Consider the following 18,542-nt stretch of genomic DNA (forward strand, 5'->3'; position numbering starts at 1 on the left):
ACACGTTCATGAAGCACTTCGACAACAAGGTAGCCGCCATCACCGGCGCGGGATCGGGCATGGGCCGCTCGCTCGCCGTGCAGCTCGCGGGCGCCGGCTGCCATCTCGCACTCGCGGACCGGAACGCGCCCGGCCTCGCCGAAACCGAACGCTTCGTGCGCGCGCTCGCCCCCAGGGTGCGCGTGAGCACGCGCGTGCTCGACGTGAGCGAGCGCGACGCCGTGTTCGCGTGGGCCGACGAAACCGCCCGCGAGCACGGCCGCGTGAATCTCGTGTTCAACAATGCGGGCGTCGCGCTCTCCAGCACGATCGAGGGCATGTCGTACAGCGACCTCGAATGGATCGTGAACATCAACTTCTGGGGCGTCGTGCATGGCACCAAGGCTTTCCTGCCGCATCTGAAGGTTTCGGGCGATGGACATATCGTCAACACGTCGAGCGTGTTCGGCCTGTTCGCCCAGCCCGGCATGAGCGGCTACAACGCCACCAAGTACGCGGTGCGCGGCTTCACCGAATCGCTGCGCCAGGAGCTCGACATGATGAAGTGCGGCGTCTCCGCCACCTGCGTGCATCCGGGCGGCATCCGCACCAACATCGCGCAGTCGAGCCGCGTGGCCACGAACATGGTCGGCTTCATGGTGGCGAGCGAGCAGCAGGGCAAGGACGAGTTCGAGAAGTTCTTCATCACCACCGCCGACGAGGCCGCGCGCACGATCCTCGCCGGCGTGCGCCGCAACGCGCGGCGCGTGCTGATCGGGCGCGACGCGCGCATGGCCGACTGGCTCGCGCGCACGCTGCCCGCCGCCTATCAGGCGCTCGTCGTGACGAGCGCGCGGCGCGAGGCCGCGAAGGCGCGCAAGCGCGCCAGGAATAACAACGCAGGCAACAGCAATCAGGGAGAAACAGCATGATGCCGATCCGGCGCGACATCCGCTTCGCGTTACCGCCCGAAAGGGCTTGTGACTGGCACGTCGAGGGCGTGCCGGTCACCCACTTCTTCAATGCGCTTTCGCTGCTTTTTCCGGCCGGCGAGCGCTTTTTCATGGACGCGGTGCGCCATTACCGCGACCGCATCGAAGATCCCGAGCTCAAGAAGCAGGTGATGGGTTTCATCGGCCAGGAAGCGATGCACACGCGCGAGCACGTCGAGTACAACGACCTGCTGCAAGCGGCCGGCCTGCCCGCGCACAAGCTCGACAAGCGCCTCTGGGCCATCCTGAACTTCGCGCGCAAGGTGCTGCCGCCCTCGCTGCAGCTCGCGCAGACGGTCGCGCTCGAGCACTACACCGCGATGCTCGCCGATCTGCTGCTCGCCGTCGGCAGCGCGCGCATCGAGGGCTCGGTGGAAGGCTACAAGCAGATGTGGCTATGGCATGCGCTCGAGGAAACCGAGCATAAATCGGTTTCGTACGACGTCTGGAATCTCGTGATCAAGCCCGGCCCCGCGCGCTACCTGATGCGCACCGGCACGATGCTGGCCACCACGGTGCTGTTCTGGCTGATCGTATTCGACTACCACCTCGCGCTCATGCGCCGGCACAGGCGGAGCATCGGCAAGTTCGGCGGGCGCTGGCAGCTCATCAAGTTTCTCTATGGTCCGCGCCATGGCGTGTTTCCCGGCATCGCGCTCGAATGGCTGCGCTTTTTCAAGCCCGGCTTTCACCCATGGGATCACAACAATCGTAAGCATCTCGAACGAATCGATGGCCTCATTGCGCAGATCGACGCGACCAATGCGCACTACGCGACACAAGCCGCACCACGGCGCGTGCCGCTGCATCCGGCGGGCACGCCGCGCGCCGCCTGACGCACCATGCGCAACCTGAACGGAGCTGCGGCGCCCGAAAGGCTCGACGTCGATTCGGACGGCGTGCGGCTCGCCGTGTACCTGAGCGGGCCGCCCGACGCGCCGCCCATGATTCTCGTGCACGGCTATCCGGATTCGGCGCGCGTATGGGAGGCGCTGCGCCGCGAACTCGATACGCGCTTTCGCGTGATTGCGTATGACGTGCGCGGCATGGGCGGCTCGGCTGCGCCCCGGCGGCGCGGGGACTACCGGCTCGCGCAGCTCGCGCTCGATTTGTGCGCCGTGGCCGATGCAAGCTGTGACACGCGTCCGTTTCATCTCGTCGCTCACGACTGGGGCTCGATCCAGTGCTGGGAAGCCGTGACCGATCCTGCCAACGCCGCGCGCATTGCCTCGTTTACGTCGATTTCGGGGCCATGTCTCGATCACGTGTTTCGTGCACGCATGAGCCTCTCGCAGTCGCTGAAATCGTGGTACATCGCGCTCTTCCATCTGCCGCTCGTGCCGCAGCTCGTGTGGCGCCTGGGCGGCGCGGCGCTGTGGCCATGGTGGCTGCGCAAGACCGAAGGCGTGCGCGCGCCGCGCGACCCCGATCAGTTGCGCAACGGCATCAACGGGCTACAGCTTTATCGCGCCAACTTCATCGCGCGCGCGTGGCAGCCGCGCGAGCGGCGCACGCTCGTGCCCGTGCAGTTCATCGTGCCGCGCAGGGACCGCTATGTGACGCCGGCGCTTTCCGCAAACGTCGCGCAATGGCTGGGCCACTACCGGCGCGAGGTCATCGACGCATCGCACTGGACCATCCTGCACGATGCGCCGCTCATTGCCGCTCGCGTCGAGCGGTTCATTCAATCTTGCCAGCGGAGGATCGCGTGAACGCCATCGTTTTTCCCCTCGCCGCCGGAATCGTCGTGACCGTGCTGGCCTGCGCCGCACTTGCGTCGTTCACGCGGCGCATGACGCGACGCATCGAACAGGCTGTGCCGATGGACGGCCGCCTCGTCGATATCGACGGCGAGCGCATCCACTACGCAGAATATGGCCATGGCGACGGCGGTGGGCCGCCTCTCGTGTTCGTGCACGGCCTGTGCGGGCAGATGCGCAATTTCGCCTGGCTGCCGCTCGAAGCGCTCGCACGCGAGCATCGCGTGATTCTGATCGACCGGCCCGGTTCCGGCTATTCCACGCGCGGCGCGCTGACCCCCGCCAACATTCGCGCGCAAGCTCGCACGGTCGCGCGTTTCATCGACGCGCTCGGCCTCGAAGCGCCCGTGCTCGTCGGGCATTCGCTCGGCGGCGCAATTGCGCTGGCCGTCGCGCTCGATCATCCCGAGTCGGTCGCGCGGCTCGCGCTGATCGCCCCGCTCACCCACGTGCAGACGGACGTGCCCAGGGCCTTCCGCGCGCTCGCCGTGCGCTCGGCGCGCGTGCGCCGCTTCATGGCGCGCACGCTGGCCACGCCGTTCGGCCTCGCCACCAGCACCGCGACGCTCAAGGCCGTGTTCGCGCCCGAGGCGGTGCCCGCGGACTTCCGCACCCGTGGCGGCGCGCTGCTCAGCGTGCGGCCCAAGGCTTTCCATAACGCGTCGCTCGATCTCGTGGCTATCGAGGATTCGAACGATCTCGAACAGATGGAGCAACGCTACGCAGACCTGATTATTCCCGCCGACGTGCTGTTCGGCCGCGACGACATGGTGCTCGACTGGATGCGCCATGGCGAGGCGCTGCGCCGCCGCTCGTCGCGCGTGACGCTCGAGGTTGTGAACGGCGGCCATATGCTGCCCGTCACCGCGCCTTCTGCTACCGGCGAGTGGCTGCGTGCCGCGATTGCGCGTACCACTCAGGCCAATTCCGCGCCACGCGCAGCATGATCGGGAAATTGAGAGGCAGTGCACCGCGTAGCCGTTACCATCGCGCTTTTTCTTCACGCCTTCTGCGGTTCTGCTTAACGTTTCGTTCAAGAAAATAGCGACACAGGGAGCCAAACCATGAATAACGATCCATTGCGTTCGATGCCGCAAGGCGTGCGGCCGGCGCGGCGCCTCGCTGCACCGCTCGCGTGCGCAGCGCTTGCATTCGCGTGCGCCACGGCCAATGCGCAGGATAACGAAGCGGCCGGTGCGAACGCACAATCGAGCATGCAAGCGAGCGTCCAGCAAGACGCCGCGCCCGCGACAGCCACAGCCAGCCCGTCGGCCAATCACGCCGCCGAGGTCGGCAAGCTCCCGCTCGAACAGCAGGTACGCTGGCTTTCCCGCGCACAGAAGAGCGGCGCACTCGTAAAGATGAGCGACGCGCAACTCACGGCGCTCTTTCAGGCGTTCGATCCGCTCGTCGTGCCCGCGCTGATCCAGATCGGGCCGCCGGGGTATCCGTCGTACGAATTCGTGCTCTCGCGCTGGGAACGCCTGAACGGCAAGTGGCCCGGCAAGCCCGCGCACATGCTCGTGAAGCTCGAGCGCGAACCGCTGCGCATCTACGCGAAGTGGCTGCCCGACGGCCAGAATGCGGGCGAAGAAGTGATCTACGACGCCACCAAACGCACCGATCAGATGTACGGTCATCTGGGCGGCCTGCTCGGCGTCATGCCGATGTGGACGGCGATCGACGGCTCGCTCGCGCGCTCGCAGTCGAATCACAAAATCACCGAGCTCGGCACGGAGCTCATCGTGAGCCGGTTCATGGCAGACGCGAAGAAATACGCCGAGGTGGGCGCGCCATACAAGCCGCAGGTGGAAGTGAAAACGCTCAGCGGCGTGCGCGTGGTGGCGCTCACTTATGCCTCGCCAGCCGGCAAACCGCAGTTCTATGCGAAAAAACAGACGCTCGGGCTGGACCTGCGTCGCCCGTATTTCCGCACCGTCGAGGCGTATGACAACGACGGCCAGATCTTCGAAAGAATCGTGATCGAAAGCATCACGCCAAAGACCTTCGATACCGACGCCTTCGATCCGAAGAATCCCGAGTACAAGTTCTGATACGCCGATCCGCCCCACCCAGGACAAAGGTGAGGTTTTTCGGGAGCACCAACTCCTGGAATTCCTCACCATTGCACGATGCGCCGGTGAGGTTGCCGCGCTTTGCACGACTCACCATCCGCCTCTCCTGGAATTCCTCACCATTGCGCAATCGCCGGTGAGGTCGACGTATCCTTCGCGACTCACCATGCTCCCGCTATCGCGAGTGCTTCGACGCCCTCGCGCAACACCCGCGCACGCTCAGAACTTCACCTTCAGTTGAAAGCCGATCGTGAATGGCAGGTCGTCGGAAGGAATCGGCGGAATGACGATGAAGTTCACGCCCACGCGCTTGTAAGCGACCATCACGATGGGTGCAGCCACTGGGCCGACCGTGTGATTGTGGCCGAGCCCCCAGTTGCCGTAGTTGTAGCCGGAGATGAGGCCGCCCATCGCCGCGAGGCGCACGTAGCCCCAGTGCAGGAATTCCGGCGCCCAGACCGCGCCGCCATACCACGAGGGCCGCCGCAGCGAATTGCGAAAGCCGCCCGCCGTGAGCGCCCAGGTTTCGCCCGGCCAGCATTCGATGCCGAGGCCCGGATTGAATTGCTCGAAATCCTTGTCGGGATGGATGTGATATGAGCCGACCATCGCGTCCACCCACAGGCCGCCGCCGCACCAGTCGCGCGCGCGTGCGCTCGTTGCGACGCCAGACATCAGCGCTGTGAGCGCCAACGCGATGGCGATTTTTTGGGTCCCGACACCTCGCACTTGCCAACACCGCATGGGCTCTCCGTCCTCTTGCTCGCCGAATCGCTTCGGTTCGTCTGCTGCTGGTTCTGTTCAGGGTCTGCTTCCGGCGACTGCAAACTGTACAGCAAGCCAGCGCGGGCGCAACCTTCGGCGCGCCCATGTTGCCAGTCCGATGAGTCGCCGCGATGAACGATCGACGATGCGCGCGCTGGCAAGGGACGGGACAGCCCGCTCAGAGCCCGAGATCGCTCAAGCCCGGATGATCGTCGGGACGGCGGCCGAGCGGCCAGCGGTACAGCCGGTCCGCCTCGCGAATCGGCAGGTCGTTGATGGACGCATGGCGGCGCGCCATCAGCCCGTTCTCGTCGAACTCCCAGTTCTCGTTGCCGTACGAGCGGTACCAGTGGCCGGAATCGTCATGCCACTCGTAGGCGAAGCGCACCGCAATGCGGTTTCCCGTGAACGCCCACAATTCCTTGATGAGCCGGTAGTCGAGCTCACGCGCCCATTTGCGCGTGAGAAACGCGACGATGGCCTCGCGGCCTGTCACGAACTCGGCGCGATTGCGCCAGACGCTTTGCGGCGTGTAGGCAAGCGCGACGCGCTGCGGATCGCGGGTGTTCCAGCCGTCCTCGGCGCCACGCACTTTCTGGATCGCGGTCTCGCGGGTGAAGGGCGGCAGCGGCGGGCGGGTTTCGGCGGGGGACGTGGGGTGGGTAGTGCTCATGCGTGGGCTCCTTGAATGGCGAGAAGGACGGAAAGCGGCGGAAAAGCACGCGGCTAGTCCTGCACCGCGCCGCGTGTTCGTGACACTAGCACGCCCGGCGCGGCAGTCACGAACACGGCCGCGACCACGAGCGCGAGCCCGGCCAGGCGGGCGAGCGTGAGCGGCTCGCCCAGCAGCAGCGCCGCGAGCACGACGCCCGAAACCGGCGCGACGGCCGTGAAGATGGCCGCCTCGGCGCCCGACACGCGCGATGCGCCCGCGTACCAGAGCCAGAAGCCGCCGACGGTCGGCACCAGCGCGTAGTACGCCACGGCCAGCAAGGCATGCGGCGGCGGCGCGTGCAGCGTGGCCGGCCAATCGTGCAGCGCCGCCAGGCCGGAGACGATGAAGCCGATGCCCGTCATCGCGGTCGACAGCGCGAGCGGCGGCCAGGGCATCGCGAGCCGCTTGTTTAGCAAAACGAATAAACTTTCGCAGATCACCGCGCCGATCAGCAGCGCATCGCCCGTGAGCGAGCCGCCGCCATGCGCTGCGGGCGCGAGCGTGACGAGCGCCACGCCGAGGCTCGCCACCATCACCGCGATCAGCGTGCTTGCGCGCAGCCGCTCGCGCAGCACCACGGCGGCGGTGAGCGCACATACGGCGGGCAGGGTGCCGAGGATGATGCCCGCGTCGGCGGCCGAGGTCCGCTGAGTTCCGGCGATCAGCAAGACGGTGTAGCCGATGCTGCCGACCGCGGCCTGGGCGATCAGCAGGCCCGCATCGCGCAGGCCGGGGCGCGGGAACGCGGTGCCGGTCACGCACATGAGCACCAGCAGCACGGGCAAGGCGAGCCCAAAGCGCAAGGCAGTCGCCGGCAGGGGATCGAGCCCCGCGCCGATGATCTTGCTGGCAATCACCGTGCTGCCCACGGTGATCATCGCGAGGGACAACTGCAGATGCGCGACGGACCGCGACGACGACGCGCGCAGCGATTTTGCGGACGACAGCGAAGAAGACGAAGAGGACGAAGAGGACATGGAGGCGCTCCGTGGGACTGAAACGCCTGTATAAAACGCGGCGCCTGCGCCGTCTTGGATCGGTGTGCGGCGGCCGCCAGCCGCCCACGGCAACCGTCAGGCCGGAGGGCCGCCGTGCACGAGCCGGTAACGGCCCGGCGATACCCCGAACTGGCGCGCGAACGCGCGATTGAGATGGCTCTGGTCGCAAAAGCCGGCCGCGAGTGCGGCCTGGGCGGGCGCCTGGCCGGCCTTGAGCAGCCGCCTTGCGAGTCCGACGCGGCAATGCAACAAGTACTGATGCGGCGCCACGCCGAACGCCTGCACGAAGCCGCGATGAAGCTGGAAACGGCTGAGCCCCGCCGCGCTCGCGAGATCGGCGAGCGAGAACGCCTGGCCCGGATCAGCATCGATCATCTCGCGCACGCGCGCCACGGCCAGCGGCGAACACGGCGCGAGCGGCCGGCGGTGGCCGAGCCCGCGCACGAGCCGCGCCATGGCGTCGAGCGCCGCGCCGTCGAACGCCATGGCCGCGAGATCGCCGCCGCCAGCCGTGGCGCTGGCGAACGCGACATCGAACAGCGCGCGCAGGTGCGGATCGGCGATCACGGGCGCGAACAGCGCAAAACTCACGTCGTCGCCTTCGGTGATGTCGGCATGCAGCGCGTCGATCCAGCGCGGCTCGAAATAAAGCATGCGCCAGCGCCGCGCGGGCGCGCCGAGCGGGCGGCCATCATGCACTTCGCCGGGATTGACGAGAATGAGGTTGCCTGGCAGCGCCTCGACCACGCCCGCATCGGAGAGCGATACGTGCCCACCCGCATCGATCACGCCGATGCCGTACTGGTCATGCGCATGGCGCGCGAAGCTGTGCGCGGTGGCGGCCGTCATGGCGTCGACCTCGCGCAGGTGCGTGCTGTGAAAGCAGACCGAATCGTTCGCGGCGGGCATGCGGTATGCGTCCCGAGGATGGACAGGCTCCGATCCGCGTATCAAACCCGAAAACGGGCCGCGTGGCAATGGGTATGCGACTCGGTGCGCAAATCGGTGTGCGAATCCGCATGAGGGGTATGAACGCCGCTCCGTCGGCCCCCTCCAACATGACGAGCCGTCGGTGGAATAAAACGGCATGGCCGCTCGTCACTAAATTCGTTGCAGTCACTACAATGACTCGCCGCCATTGCCATGGAGATGAAATGGACGCCTCCCTAGCCGCCGCCAGGGCCACGCCGCAAGCGCGCCGCCGCATGCTGTGCGCTGCGCTGGCCGTGGCCTGCCTGCTGCCCGGCTGCATGCCGCTGCGCGTGGTGACGCACAGCGTGAGTCCCGTCGAGGCGTCGGTGCCGGCGGGGCATTACACGCTCGACGCGCATCACTGGAGCATCGTGTTCGACATCGACCATCTGCACTACACGCGCTTCGTGATGCGCTTCGACCGGGCAAGCGCGCAGCTCGACTGGCCCGCGAACGCGCTGGAAAGCGCAAAGGTGGACGCGGTGATCGACGCCGCGAGCCTCGACACCAACGTCCCGCTGCTCGACCGCATGGTGAAGGGCCCGCAGTTGCTCGACGTCGAGCATTACGCGCAGATCCGCTTCACGAGCACGCATTTCGAGCGCACGGCGGATGTGGACGGCAAGCCCGCCGGCAAGCTCACGGGCGATCTCACGATTCATGGCGTGACGCAGCCGGTCACGCTCGACGTGGTGTTCAACGGCTATGCGCCGGACCCGCTCACGAAGCAGCCGACGCTCGGCTTTGCGGCGAATGGCAGGTTCAGCCGCGCGAAATTCGGGCTGTCGACGTGGTATCCGGCAGTGGGCGACGAGATCGACGTGCGCATCCAGGCAGAGTTCGAGCAGGCGCCGCCGGATGCTGCGGCGGCGGCCTCGACGGCGCAATGACCCCCTCGGGGCGTCAGGCGGCCGTCCAGTCGAGAATCACCTTGCCGCTCTCGCCCGAGAGCATCGCGGCAAAACCCTTTTCGTAGTCGTCCACGTGGAAGCGGTGCGTGATGATGGGCGAAAGATCGAGCCCGCTCTGCAGCATCGCGACCATCTTGTACCAGGTCTCGAACATCTCGCGGCCATAAATACCCTTGATTTCGAGGCCCTTGAAGATGACCTGATTCCAGTCGATGGCGGTCTGCGCGGGCGGAATGCCGAGCAGCGCGACCTTGCCGCCGTGGTTCATCGATTCGAGCAGCGCCGTGAACGCGCTCGGCACGCCCGACATTTCGAGGCCCACGTCGAAGCCCTCGGTCATGTGCAGTGCGTTCATCACGTCGCGCAGCGATTCGCGCGAGACGTTCACCGCGCGCGTCGCGCCCATCTTGCGCGCGAGTTCGAGCCGGTAATCGTTCACGTCGGTGATCACCACATTGCGCGCGCCCACGTGCTTCGCAATCGCCGCGGCCATGATGCCGATGGGCCCCGCACCGGTAATGAGCACATCCTCGCCGACGAGGTTGAACGAGAGCGCCGTATGCGTGGCATTGCCGAACGGGTCGAAGATCGCAGCGAGGTCGTCGGAGATTTCAGGCGGAATCTTGAAGGCGTTGAAGGCCGGAATCACGAGATATTCGGCAAACGCGCCTTCACGATTCACGCCCACGCCCGTGGTGTTGCGGCACAGATGACGACGCCCCGCGCGGCAGTTGCGGCAAAAGCCGCAGGTGATATGGCCTTCGCCCGAGACGCGGTCGCCAATGGCAAAGCCGCGCACCTCCTGGCCCATCTCGACGATCTCGCCCACGTATTCGTGGCCCACGTGCATGGGCACCGGAATGGTTTTCTGCGCCCAGTCGTCCCACTTCCAGATATGGATATCGGTGCCGCAGATCGCGGTGCGGCGGATTTTGATCATCACGTCGTTATGGCCGACTTCGGGCTTCTTCACGCGGGTCAGCGTGAGCCCGGGCGCGCGTTCGAGTTTGGCAAGCGCTTTCATGTTATTTCGTCATCCTGTTCAAATCACGCCAACCTGCTTGCCGGTGCGCGCAAACGCGGCCACGGCGCGATCGATCTGCTCGGGCGTGTGCGCCGCGCTCATCTGCGTGCGGATGCGCGCGCGGCCCTTGGGCACGACCGGATACGAAAAGCCGATCACGTAGACGCCTTCGTTCAGCAGCGCCTCGGCCATTTGCGCGGCCACCCGCGCGTCGCCCAGCATCACGGGAATGATCGGGTGCTCGCCGGGCACGAGCGTGAAGCCGAGTGCGCTCATCTCGCGGCGGAAATGCGCGCCATTGGCCTGCACGCGCGCGCGCAGTTGTGCGCCTTCGTCGCTCGCGATCAGCTCGAGCACCGCGAGCGATGCGGCCGCGATGCTCGGCGTGAGGGTGTTCGAGAACAGGTACGGACGCGAGCGCTGGCGCAGCAACTCGATCACTTCCTTCTTCGCCGCCACGTAGCCGCCCGACGCGCCGCCGAGCGCCTTGCCGAGCGTGCCCGTGACGATGTCCACGCGCTGCGCCACGCCGCAGTGCTCGGGCGTGCCGCGGCCATGCGCGCCGATGAAACCCACGGCGTGCGAGTCGTCGACCATCACGAGCGCGTCGTAGCGGTCGGCCAGATCGCAGATGCCCTTCAGGTCCGCGATGATGCCGTCCATCGAGAACACGCCGTCGGTCGCGATGAGCTTGTAGCGCGCGCCGGCTTCATCGGCTTCGCGCAGCTTCGCTTCGAGATCGGCGAGATCGTTGTTCTTGTAGCGGTAGCGGCGCGCCTTCGAGAGCCGCACGCCGTCGATGATGCTCGCGTGGTTGAGCTCGTCGCTGATGATCGCGTCTTCCTCGCCGAGCAGCGTTTCGAAGAGGCCGCCGTTGGCGTCGAAGCAGCTCGAATAGAGAATGCAGTCTTCCGTCTGCAGGAATGCGGAAAGCGCGCTTTCGAGCTGCTTGTGCACCGTCTGCGTGCCGCAAATGAAGCGCACCGAGGCCATGCCGAAGCCGTCGCGATCGAGCCCGTCCTTCGCGGCGGCGATCAGGCGCGCGTCGTTCGCGAGACCCAGGTAATTGTTCGCGCAGAAGTTCAGCACGTCGCGGCCGTCGGCGAGTCCGATGGACGACGACTGCGGCGTCGCGATCACGCGCTCGCTCTTGTAGAAACCATCGGCGCGAATCTGGTCGAGCGTCGCGCGCAGATGATCGAGCCAGGGCGTGTTGGACAGGCTGGAAGTGCTGGAAGTGCTCATTGCATCGTGCTCCTCACATGGGGAGCCGCGGCTGGTATAGTCGCCGTCAGCTCCAGGCGAATTTATTCGTTTTTCCGAACTTGTGTTCGGTATGTCGAACAACTTTAATCGATGAGGCAGTCCATGGCAAGCACCGGCTCAGGTTCCCCATCCGGTTCCCGCGCGGGGAGCAACGCAGACGCCGATTCCGGCACCCATGCCGACACCGGCGCCGGCGTCAAACCCCGCCCGCGCAAAACCCGCGCCGCGGCCGGCCCGACGGCGGAACGGTCGGGCGCCGCCGCGCCGGCCGCGCCGCCGCGCGTGGGCGAGCAGATCCAGCGCCTGCGCAGCGAGCGCAGGATGACGCTCGACGAACTCTCGCGCGCGGCTGGCGTTTCGAAATCCATGCTATCGGAAATCGAGCGCGACAAGGCAAACCCGACGATCGCCGTGGCCTGGCGGCTCACGAACGCGCTGGGCGTGAAGCTCGACTCGCTGTTCGCCGCGCCGCGCGCGCCCGACGCCATCGCGGTGGCCGGGCCGCACGACATCCCGACCCTGCACGGCCACGAGGCCGGCTATCAGCTGCGCGTGTGGGGGCCGATCGAGCTTGCCGGCCATTTCGAGTGGTACGAGCTCACGCTCAAGCCGGGCGGCGCGCTGGTGTCGGGCGCGCACGAGCCCGGCACGCGCGAGCATCTCACCGTGCTGCAGGGCACGATCGAGGTGGAGGCGGCCAGCGCACACGAGCGCCTGAAGACCGCGGACACGGCGCGCTATATCGCCGACCAGCCGCATGCGATCCGCAACGTGGGCAAGGGCGAGGCGCGTGCGCTGCTGGTCGTGATTCACGGCTGAATTCACGGCGGAATTCATGGCTGAACGGATGAGGCTGCGCGAACGCGCCGACTACTGTATATTCATACAGTAAAAAGAACGACCGGAGAGCCCATGCAGACCTCGCCAATCCCGAATGAGCAAGCGTTGGCCGCCTTGCGTTTTCAGGCAGCCGCACGCGACCTCGAACAGATCGTGCGCAACATCGCGCAGCGCTATATCGCCCAGCAGGTGCCGCTGAGCTGGCGCCTGCTGCATGCGATCGAAGCGGAAGCGCTCGCCGACCTCGGGTTCGCGAGCCGTCACGACGGGCTCATGCTCGGCCTGTTCCAGCGTCCGGGTGATCTCGCGTATCCGGAAACCGACGAAACGGTTCATTTCGGCCAGTCCAATGCCCTGCCTGCCGTATTCGCCTTCGCCGTCGACGCCTACGAGCGGGCGGCCCAAAGCGCGGAAGCGGCCCGGCGCGACGCCCAGCGGCAAGCCACCGCAAAGCGCCCGCGCGCCTGGGGCGGCTGACGAGCAGGGTATGAGCCCCGCAACAACGGGAATTCGCTAGAATGCCTTCCTGCTACGCAACTAACGGAAGCATAGTGATGAGCGCCTCCCAATCCTCCCGCGATCTCTTCGACCAGCAGCGCAAGGACTGGCAAGACGACCCGGTCGCCGCCTTCGATGCCTGGCTCGCGGCCCAGGACTTGCGCCAGTCGTCCGCCGACGTCTACCGCGTGCAATGGGGACGCTTCCTCGAATGGCTCGCGCTCAGGCGCAAGACGATTATTTCCGTGGACACTGGCACGATCGCCGAATTCGTCGCGGGGCTCGACGTGAAGAAGCCGCAGCGGCTGCGCTATCTGCGCCTCATCGAGCGCGTGCTCGACCATGTGCGCCAGATCGAGCTGGCCTCCACGAACCCGGCGCGCTTCATCGCCCAGGACGGCGAGGCAGCGTGGCGCAATGCACGCGAGAACGAGCCCACCGGTTTTCTGACCGCGATGGAACGCGCCGCCGTGATCGCGCAGCTGTTCGCGCCGCTCACCGAACAGTCGGCCGCGAAGCGCTGGCGCGAGCGGCGCGACCGCGCGCTCGTCGCCGTCTTTCTCGGCGGCGGCCTGAAGACCGGCGACGCCATTGCGCTCAAGCTCGACGCCACCGCGATCGGCTCGGAATGGATCACCATCGAAGCCGACAATCCGGCCTTCACGCACCGCACGCAGCTCGCGCCGTTCGCAGTCGACGTGATGGGGGCATGGCTCGAAGCACGCCGTCTCGCGGGCCTGCCCGGGCAACTCGTGTTTCCCGGCTCGCCCAATGGGCGTCCGATGCACAAAGCCACCGTGCTGCGCGCAATCGACGCGCTCATGGACGAGGCGGGCATCGCGCAAACCCGCGCCGAACGCGCGAGTCCACAAACCCTGCGCAACAGCTACGCGGCGGATCTGTTCGAGCGCGGTGTGGATGCCGATCAGGTCGGCCAGTGGCTCGGCTTCCTGCAACCGATTTCCGCCGGGAGGCTGCATCGCGCGTGGCGCGTCTGGGCCGACCGGAAAGCGTCCGTGCCAGCCACGGATGCAGCGCCCGACACGCACTGAGGCGCACGAGGCGCGCAGCATGACCTGAGCAGGCGCTGCCCGCCTGCCTCGCACCACGCCGTGACCCCGTAAAAGCTCACCGTCTGGGCGGCCGACGCCTCCCGGAAATGCTCACCTCACTGCGGTGCGGGCATCTTTCTTGCCGATGGCGAAGCGCGCGACGGCCTCCAGACGCGACGCGCCCAGTCCCGAGGTGTGCTCACATTCGGGACACGACAATTCGAAACGGCCATCGACCTCGGCCAACTCCGGCTCGCCGTCATCACAGTTCGGGCAATGCGCAGGCAAGCTCACCTGGGCGTCAATGCTCGTGCCGAGCCGCGCCAGATCTTCGTCGCCAAGACGGCCCGACTGCGCAAGCGCGCACAGCACGCCGGCCACCGAGCCATCGACACCTTGTTGCGCACGCAACGTCGCCACCTGACGCGTAAGCATGTCGATCTCGTCCGAGCGCTCGCGCAGCACGGCGTCGAGCCGGTCCGCGCGGGCCTTGGCGGTGGCCAGTTGCTGGATGAATTCGAATTCCTTCTTGCTTGCGTCGCGCTGCGCCGACTGCCAGGTGGATGACATCGTGCGCAGCGAATCGAGCTCGACCAGCATCGGCTTCACGCGGCGCTCGGCTTCAGCCAGCGCATCTTTGATTTGCTGCGCGTAGTGCTCGGTGCTTTTGCGCATGTCTTCGTGCAGACGGTCGATCCGGTCGCGCAACCCGGCGTTGGTGGTCTGCTCCATGTCGATACGCTTCTGAAGCGCCTCGTTTTCGGCCTCGAGGCGGCGCACGGTTGCCTGCAGACTGTCCTGATGCGATGCGCCGTGGGCAGACGCCGTCGCCAGCTGGTTTTCGAGTTCGCGCACGTGAGTCCAGGCCGCTTCGATGCGCGCCTCGCTGCGCTGAAGCATTTCATCGGCGGCGAGACTTCGGGCCTGGGCATCGCGCAACGCCTGCTCGGCTTCCTGGCGACCCGACTCGATTTCCTTGCGCTCGGCTTCGAGGGTCTGGCGGGCGAACGACCGGGCCTCTTCATAAAGCGCGCCGAGAAATTCGCCCGCGCGTTCTTCCAGCGCGGGTGGAATGGCGCCGCTGCCGACGCGTACCTTCGACGCCGCACGAATGCGTTGCCAGAAAAGCTCGATGTCCTTCGGAATGTCGCTGGCGCTGCCGGTCTGGGTCAGATCCCGGACGGTGGCCATTGAGGGACGAATGCCGAAGTCGAAAAAGAGCCGCTTGCAGGCATGCAGCGACAAGTCCTGACGCCTTGCGCCATCTTTGCGCAACGCATCGAGTTCTTCGCGAAGGGCGTGGCGATCTTCGTCTCGAATCATGGTCGTCTCTACGAGGGATAACGGATCGAATAATAACAAATTACGTATTGAATGATACGTTTATCGCCTTGATTTTTAGCGGATGAGAAATTCACATGACCGGGGAGCCGTAAAAGCCCATTTTGATGTCGCCAACGCTAGCGTTTCGTGAAACAAAGCTAAGTTTGTCCTGTAAGCCATTGTAAACGCTTGGTTTTCCAACGGTTAGCTGTTTATCGGGGTTGTTTCACGGGCTGATGTGCTGGCAATAAAGGCTTTGCAGCCCGGTTGGGGGTGTGGATATCCCGAAGGGCTCGCGGGGTAAAGGTACTTGAGAGTAATAAAAGTAAACACCCTTGATACCTGTTAAAAGACGTTAACGCCACGGCAAACCCTTGCCTGGCATGGGTTTCAGCCCGATGAGGTGAAGTTTTACGGGAGCGGTGGTGAGACTCTGCGGGACAGCCGGGTGATGGGCTTCGGGGAAAGCGGTGAGCGCCTGCGGGACAGGACGTGAGCGGGTTCGGGATGGACCCGATTCTTGACCTGGAAGCAAAGGTGAGTCAATACGGGGGCTATGCGTGATGCGGGCCCGGCTACATCGGGATAGTGGACGTTGTTACACGAACTGCAACGGTGAGGGGATTCGGGACGGCTCATTTGGCCGTTTTTTGGACTCAATCGACGTCGCCTGGGCACTGGGGTGAGATAGATCGGGAAATATCGCCTGGCGAAGGTGAAGTTTTTCGGGAGCCGAGGGGTATTTTGACCGAATTTTTGGCTGAGCGGACCTTGAGGTGAGCTTTTACAGGAGAGCAAGAGTCCTTGTTCACGCGGTAAAGCGTCGTGCTGGAAGGGATCTCAATGTTTTTCGACGCCATCCATGTGTGAGGGTGAGTCTTTACGGGAACTTGTCGCAGTGCCGCGAAACGGGCCCCGTTCTTGATCCGGCATACGCAAGAGGTGAGTTTTTTCGGGAGTCGATTGAGACCAAAAAAGCTGCTCAGGTGAGCTTTTTCAGGTGCAAATCGGCGCTCGGGGACGCCGGAAGGTTGACAGGCAAAGACAAGGGACTGCCGTTGGTATTTCCGTGAATTCTGAAAGGTGAGATTTTTCGGGAGCATCTGGCCACCCGGTCGAGATTGGCTCATCGCCTCGCACGAGATCTTGAGGTGAGGTTTTTCGGGAGCAGCAGGACGCGTTGGCGGCCTCCGGTGCATTGTGGATAAGCCTAGGAATCTATTGGCTTTTTTGGTGTGCCGGAGGAAAGGTGAGGCTTTCCGGGAAGGATCGTGGTGGCTCGAAGCCGGCCTCTTCCGATTCAAAGGTGAGTGTTTTCGGGACTGGAAATGGCGGCATTCGGCTTGCTGCATTGTCCAGAAGGATTGCTGGATCAGGTCCTATGCAGCGCCGAAGGTGAGTTTTTTCGGGAGACGTGAGGCAAGCCGGGAGTTGGCGGTTCTCTCGACGGCTCGGGTCTGGCTGAAGCGAGGCCGCGGGACCGAGGCGCTGTAAGGACATCAGAGCATCGGAAGCGCTTTTTGTGTGGTGCGGCAAGTCTGTACAGCTGGCTCATCGTGAGCACGCAGGCCTGGCCCGGTGTTGCATCCATCGCGAGCGTGTCGGGAGCCGGTCTTGCAACCGGCAGGGCTTTTTTGACGGATCGATTGCGCCTGTCTGGATGGGCGGCGAGGTTCCAGCCTGCCGTTGTGTTTGCGCCAGGAAATTTTTTAGGTGAGTCTATTCAGGAGACGATCGACACCTTTCGAATAGACCGGAACGCGGGTGGCAAGCCGGAACCCCGAGCCGGTCGGGAACCCGGCGAACAGGCGCATACCGTCAAGGTGAGCCTTTCCGGGAGCACTTCGTGGTGAGGCACGTGTCGTGGCGCTGCTTCACCCGCAATGGTGAGGGGGAACCTGTAGACGCGTTTCACCACAGGCGGTATCCTTTCGCGAAATCTCACCTCGACCCGACGCATGGCCACAAAGCGCGTGAAAAAAACCGATGTGGTGAGCCCCAGTTCGGCGGAATTGCGCAAGGCCGTCGAGGCGATCGCGATTCAGCCGAAAAGCGGCAAGATCACCCTGTTGACCCGCAAGCTCTTCAACGTCCTGCTCGCCGTCGCGCAGCAGGCGGACGAGTCTGGCGACACCTATCGAGCGCTCCTGTCCGACATCGTCGCGAACTCAGCGTTCGACTCGAACGACACGGCACTCGTGAAGGAGCATCTGCGGCGCATGGTGTCGGTGCAGGTCGAATGGAGCCAGGGCACCTCGAGCCAGAAGCCGGGCCGCAAGTGGGGCATCTCCACGCTGATTGCCGACGCCGAAATTCTCGAAGATCCGGCCACACGCCGTGTCTGGGTGGAGTTCTCGTTCGCGCCCAAGATCAAGAAGAAGCTACTGGATCCGGTCCAGTATGCCCGGCTCAGCCTGCAATTCCAGAGTCAGTTGCGCAGCAGCGCAGGGCTCGCGCTCTACGAAATCTGCGTGCGCTATCTCACTAATCCGAGCCATCTGACGATGCGCGAAACGTGGGAGTGGTGGCGGCCGATCCTCTCGGGCACGCCCGATACCGAGGCCGGCGACGAAGCCAAGCGCGAGTACAAGTACTTCAAGCGCGATTACCTGCGTCCGGCCATCGCGGAAGTCAACGCGGTCACGAATATTTTTGTCGAATTGATCGAGCATCGCGAAGGCCGGCGGGTTGCCGAGATCCAGTTTCGCGTGACCGAGCGCAAGCAGCCCATGCTCGCGCTCGACGAGCATCCGAATGTCTTTGACAGCACGCTTGTCGACCGCATGGTCAAGATCGGCATTCCGCTGAAGGAAGCGCAGTCGCTTTACGCCGACAGCGAGGAAAACCGTATTCGTGCGGCGCTCCAGTTGACCGAGCAGCGCATGCGCAGCACGAGTCTGCCGCCCGTGCGCAGCGCCGCAGCGCTGTTCAAGGATGCATTGAAGAAGGGCTACGCGCCGCCGGTCGAGGACTCCGCGGCGGGCGCACCGGCCACGACGCGCGCCGTGGCCGGAAGCGTGGCTGCGGACGACCCGAAGGCCCGGCTGATGGACGAGTACGCGGCCTACCGGCGCAAGGAAGCGCGCGCGCTCTACGACGAGCAGGGCGAGCTCGAGCGTGAGGTTGCGCGCACGTCATTCGAGAACGACGAGTTGCCGGCGCTAGGGGCGCATCTGCGCGATGACTGGCGCCGCCGCGGCCTCGACTCGAAACTGGCCGATACGGCATTCTTCGACTGGCTTGCGCGCAAGACCTGGGGCGAGCCCACCGATGGCGATTTGCTCGCCTTTACGCTGAGCCAGTCGCGCGCGGCTTGAGCGGATAGCGTTGCGGTTGCTGGCAGGAGGGCACAGCGCAAGCATTCGCGGTGAT

At 65.2% G+C, this 18,542-nt stretch carries 17 protein-coding genes; 10 read left to right on the forward strand and 7 right to left on the reverse strand.

Features of this window, described 5'->3' with window-relative positions; genetic code table 11:
* Positions 1-8 precede the first annotated feature (8 nt).
* The 5 genes from P5W98_RS20230 (at position 9) to P5W98_RS20250 (ending at position 4,785) form a co-directional block, all read left to right on the forward strand.
* A complete protein-coding gene (locus tag P5W98_RS20230) occupies positions 9-911 on the forward strand; it encodes an SDR family NAD(P)-dependent oxidoreductase (protein ID WP_421026306.1) in 903 nt (300 codons plus the stop codon).
* Positions 908-1,807, forward strand: a complete 900-nt coding sequence (locus P5W98_RS20235; RefSeq protein ID WP_421026305.1) for a metal-dependent hydrolase — start codon at positions 908-910, stop codon at positions 1,805-1,807. Before P5W98_RS20230 ends, P5W98_RS20235 begins: the two co-directional genes overlap by 4 nt.
* Positions 1,808-1,813: 6 nt before the next feature.
* Positions 1,814-2,683, forward strand: a complete 870-nt coding sequence (locus tag P5W98_RS20240; protein WP_421026304.1) for an alpha/beta fold hydrolase — start codon at positions 1,814-1,816, stop codon at positions 2,681-2,683.
* Positions 2,680-3,678: an alpha/beta fold hydrolase gene (locus P5W98_RS20245; RefSeq protein ID WP_421026303.1), complete on the forward strand. Its 999-nt coding sequence runs from the start codon at positions 2,680-2,682 to the stop codon at positions 3,676-3,678. Before P5W98_RS20240 ends, P5W98_RS20245 begins: the two co-directional genes overlap by 4 nt.
* 117 nt (positions 3,679-3,795) lie before the next feature.
* Positions 3,796-4,785, forward strand: coding sequence for a DUF1571 domain-containing protein (locus tag P5W98_RS20250; RefSeq protein WP_421026302.1), 990 nt, complete (start codon positions 3,796-3,798; stop codon positions 4,783-4,785).
* 240 nt (positions 4,786-5,025) lie between these two features.
* On the opposite strand, the gene P5W98_RS20255 is transcribed toward P5W98_RS20250, so the two are convergent.
* The 4 genes from P5W98_RS20255 to P5W98_RS20270 all read right to left on the reverse strand — a co-directional run bounded on the left by P5W98_RS20255 (position 5,026) and on the right by P5W98_RS20270 (position 8,193).
* Positions 5,026-5,481, reverse strand: coding sequence for a hypothetical protein (locus P5W98_RS20255; protein ID WP_421026301.1), 456 nt, complete (start codon positions 5,479-5,481; stop codon positions 5,026-5,028).
* Positions 5,482-5,749: 268 nt separating this feature from the next.
* Positions 5,750-6,244, reverse strand: a complete 495-nt coding sequence (locus P5W98_RS20260; RefSeq protein WP_421026300.1) for a DUF1348 family protein — start codon at positions 6,242-6,244, stop codon at positions 5,750-5,752.
* Positions 6,245-6,297: 53 nt separating this feature from the next.
* Complete coding sequence (locus tag P5W98_RS20265; protein ID WP_421026299.1) at positions 6,298-7,263, reverse strand: DMT family transporter; 966 nt, start codon at positions 7,261-7,263, stop codon at positions 6,298-6,300.
* Positions 7,264-7,359: 96 nt separating this feature from the next.
* Entirely contained in the window at positions 7,360-8,193 is an 834-nt protein-coding gene (locus P5W98_RS20270; protein WP_421026298.1) for an AraC family transcriptional regulator, read from the reverse strand.
* A gap of 245 nt (positions 8,194-8,438) precedes the next feature.
* Here P5W98_RS20270 and P5W98_RS20275 point away from each other — a divergent pair, with 245 nt between their 5' ends.
* The gene (locus tag P5W98_RS20275; protein WP_421026297.1) at positions 8,439-9,146 is read left to right on the forward strand and encodes a YceI family protein; all 708 of its coding nucleotides are present in this window, start codon (positions 8,439-8,441) and stop codon (positions 9,144-9,146) included.
* A gap of 13 nt (positions 9,147-9,159) precedes the next feature.
* On the opposite strand, the gene tdh is transcribed toward P5W98_RS20275, so the two are convergent.
* Together tdh and P5W98_RS20285 are read right to left on the reverse strand one after the other, a co-directional pair.
* On the reverse strand, positions 9,160-10,191 hold the full coding sequence (gene tdh, locus P5W98_RS20280) for an L-threonine 3-dehydrogenase (protein WP_421026296.1): 1,032 nt from the start codon (positions 10,189-10,191) through the stop codon (positions 9,160-9,162).
* 18 nt (positions 10,192-10,209) lie between these two features.
* The gene (locus tag P5W98_RS20285; protein WP_421026295.1) at positions 10,210-11,436 is read right to left on the reverse strand and encodes a glycine C-acetyltransferase; all 1,227 of its coding nucleotides are present in this window, start codon (positions 11,434-11,436) and stop codon (positions 10,210-10,212) included.
* Between the two features lie 123 nt (positions 11,437-11,559).
* Between P5W98_RS20285 and P5W98_RS20290 the strand changes: the two genes are divergently transcribed.
* The 3 genes from P5W98_RS20290 (at position 11,560) to P5W98_RS20300 (ending at position 13,847) form a co-directional block, all read left to right on the forward strand.
* Complete coding sequence (locus P5W98_RS20290; RefSeq protein ID WP_421026294.1) at positions 11,560-12,276, forward strand: helix-turn-helix domain-containing protein; 717 nt, start codon at positions 11,560-11,562, stop codon at positions 12,274-12,276.
* A 93-nt stretch (positions 12,277-12,369) separates the two neighbouring features.
* Positions 12,370-12,774, forward strand: coding sequence for a DUF2471 family protein (locus P5W98_RS20295; protein WP_421026293.1), 405 nt, complete (start codon positions 12,370-12,372; stop codon positions 12,772-12,774).
* 77 nt (positions 12,775-12,851) lie between these two features.
* Complete coding sequence (locus tag P5W98_RS20300; RefSeq protein WP_421026292.1) at positions 12,852-13,847, forward strand: tyrosine-type recombinase/integrase; 996 nt, start codon at positions 12,852-12,854, stop codon at positions 13,845-13,847.
* Positions 13,848-13,958: 111 nt separating this feature from the next.
* Here P5W98_RS20300 and P5W98_RS20305 read toward each other — a convergent pair whose 3' ends face one another.
* The gene (locus tag P5W98_RS20305) at positions 13,959-15,170 is read right to left on the reverse strand and encodes a DNA-binding protein (protein ID WP_421026291.1); all 1,212 of its coding nucleotides are present in this window, start codon (positions 15,168-15,170) and stop codon (positions 13,959-13,961) included.
* Positions 15,171-17,128: 1,958 nt separating this feature from the next.
* Here P5W98_RS20305 and P5W98_RS20310 point away from each other — a divergent pair.
* Entirely contained in the window at positions 17,129-18,487 is a 1,359-nt protein-coding gene (locus P5W98_RS20310; RefSeq protein WP_421026290.1) for a replication initiation protein, read from the forward strand.
* Positions 18,488-18,542 lie beyond the last annotated feature (55 nt).

The organism is Paraburkholderia sp. A1BS-2L (assembly GCF_051125205.1).
In the GTDB taxonomy this organism is placed as follows: Bacteria; Pseudomonadota; Gammaproteobacteria; order Burkholderiales; family Burkholderiaceae; genus Paraburkholderia.

Excerpts from the sequence above, each read along its gene's own strand:
- P5W98_RS20230 (WP_421026306.1), top strand. The coding sequence starts at position 9 with ATGAAGCACTTCGACAACAAGGTAGCCGCCATCACCGGCGCGGGATCG.
- P5W98_RS20235 (WP_421026305.1), top strand. The coding sequence starts at position 908 with ATGATGCCGATCCGGCGCGACATCCGCTTCGCGTTACCGCCCGAAAGG.
- P5W98_RS20240 (WP_421026304.1), top strand. The coding sequence starts at position 1,814 with ATGCGCAACCTGAACGGAGCTGCGGCGCCCGAAAGGCTCGACGTCGAT.
- P5W98_RS20250 (WP_421026302.1), top strand. The coding sequence starts at position 3,796 with ATGAATAACGATCCATTGCGTTCGATGCCGCAAGGCGTGCGGCCGGCG.
- P5W98_RS20255 (WP_421026301.1), bottom strand. The coding sequence starts at position 5,481 with ATGTCTGGCGTCGCAACGAGCGCACGCGCGCGCGACTGGTGCGGCGGC.
- P5W98_RS20260 (WP_421026300.1), bottom strand. The coding sequence starts at position 6,244 with ATGAGCACTACCCACCCCACGTCCCCCGCCGAAACCCGCCCGCCGCTG.
- P5W98_RS20265 (WP_421026299.1), bottom strand. The coding sequence starts at position 7,263 with ATGTCCTCTTCGTCCTCTTCGTCTTCTTCGCTGTCGTCCGCAAAATCG.
- P5W98_RS20270 (WP_421026298.1), bottom strand. The coding sequence starts at position 8,193 with ATGCCCGCCGCGAACGATTCGGTCTGCTTTCACAGCACGCACCTGCGC.
- P5W98_RS20275 (WP_421026297.1), top strand. The coding sequence starts at position 8,439 with ATGGACGCCTCCCTAGCCGCCGCCAGGGCCACGCCGCAAGCGCGCCGC.
- tdh (WP_421026296.1), bottom strand. The coding sequence starts at position 10,191 with ATGAAAGCGCTTGCCAAACTCGAACGCGCGCCCGGGCTCACGCTGACC.
- P5W98_RS20285 (WP_421026295.1), bottom strand. The coding sequence starts at position 11,436 with ATGAGCACTTCCAGCACTTCCAGCCTGTCCAACACGCCCTGGCTCGAT.
- P5W98_RS20290 (WP_421026294.1), top strand. The coding sequence starts at position 11,560 with ATGGCAAGCACCGGCTCAGGTTCCCCATCCGGTTCCCGCGCGGGGAGC.
- P5W98_RS20295 (WP_421026293.1), top strand. The coding sequence starts at position 12,370 with ATGCAGACCTCGCCAATCCCGAATGAGCAAGCGTTGGCCGCCTTGCGT.
- P5W98_RS20300 (WP_421026292.1), top strand. The coding sequence starts at position 12,852 with ATGAGCGCCTCCCAATCCTCCCGCGATCTCTTCGACCAGCAGCGCAAG.
- P5W98_RS20305 (WP_421026291.1), bottom strand. The coding sequence starts at position 15,170 with ATGATTCGAGACGAAGATCGCCACGCCCTTCGCGAAGAACTCGATGCG.
- P5W98_RS20310 (WP_421026290.1), top strand. The coding sequence starts at position 17,129 with ATGGCCACAAAGCGCGTGAAAAAAACCGATGTGGTGAGCCCCAGTTCG.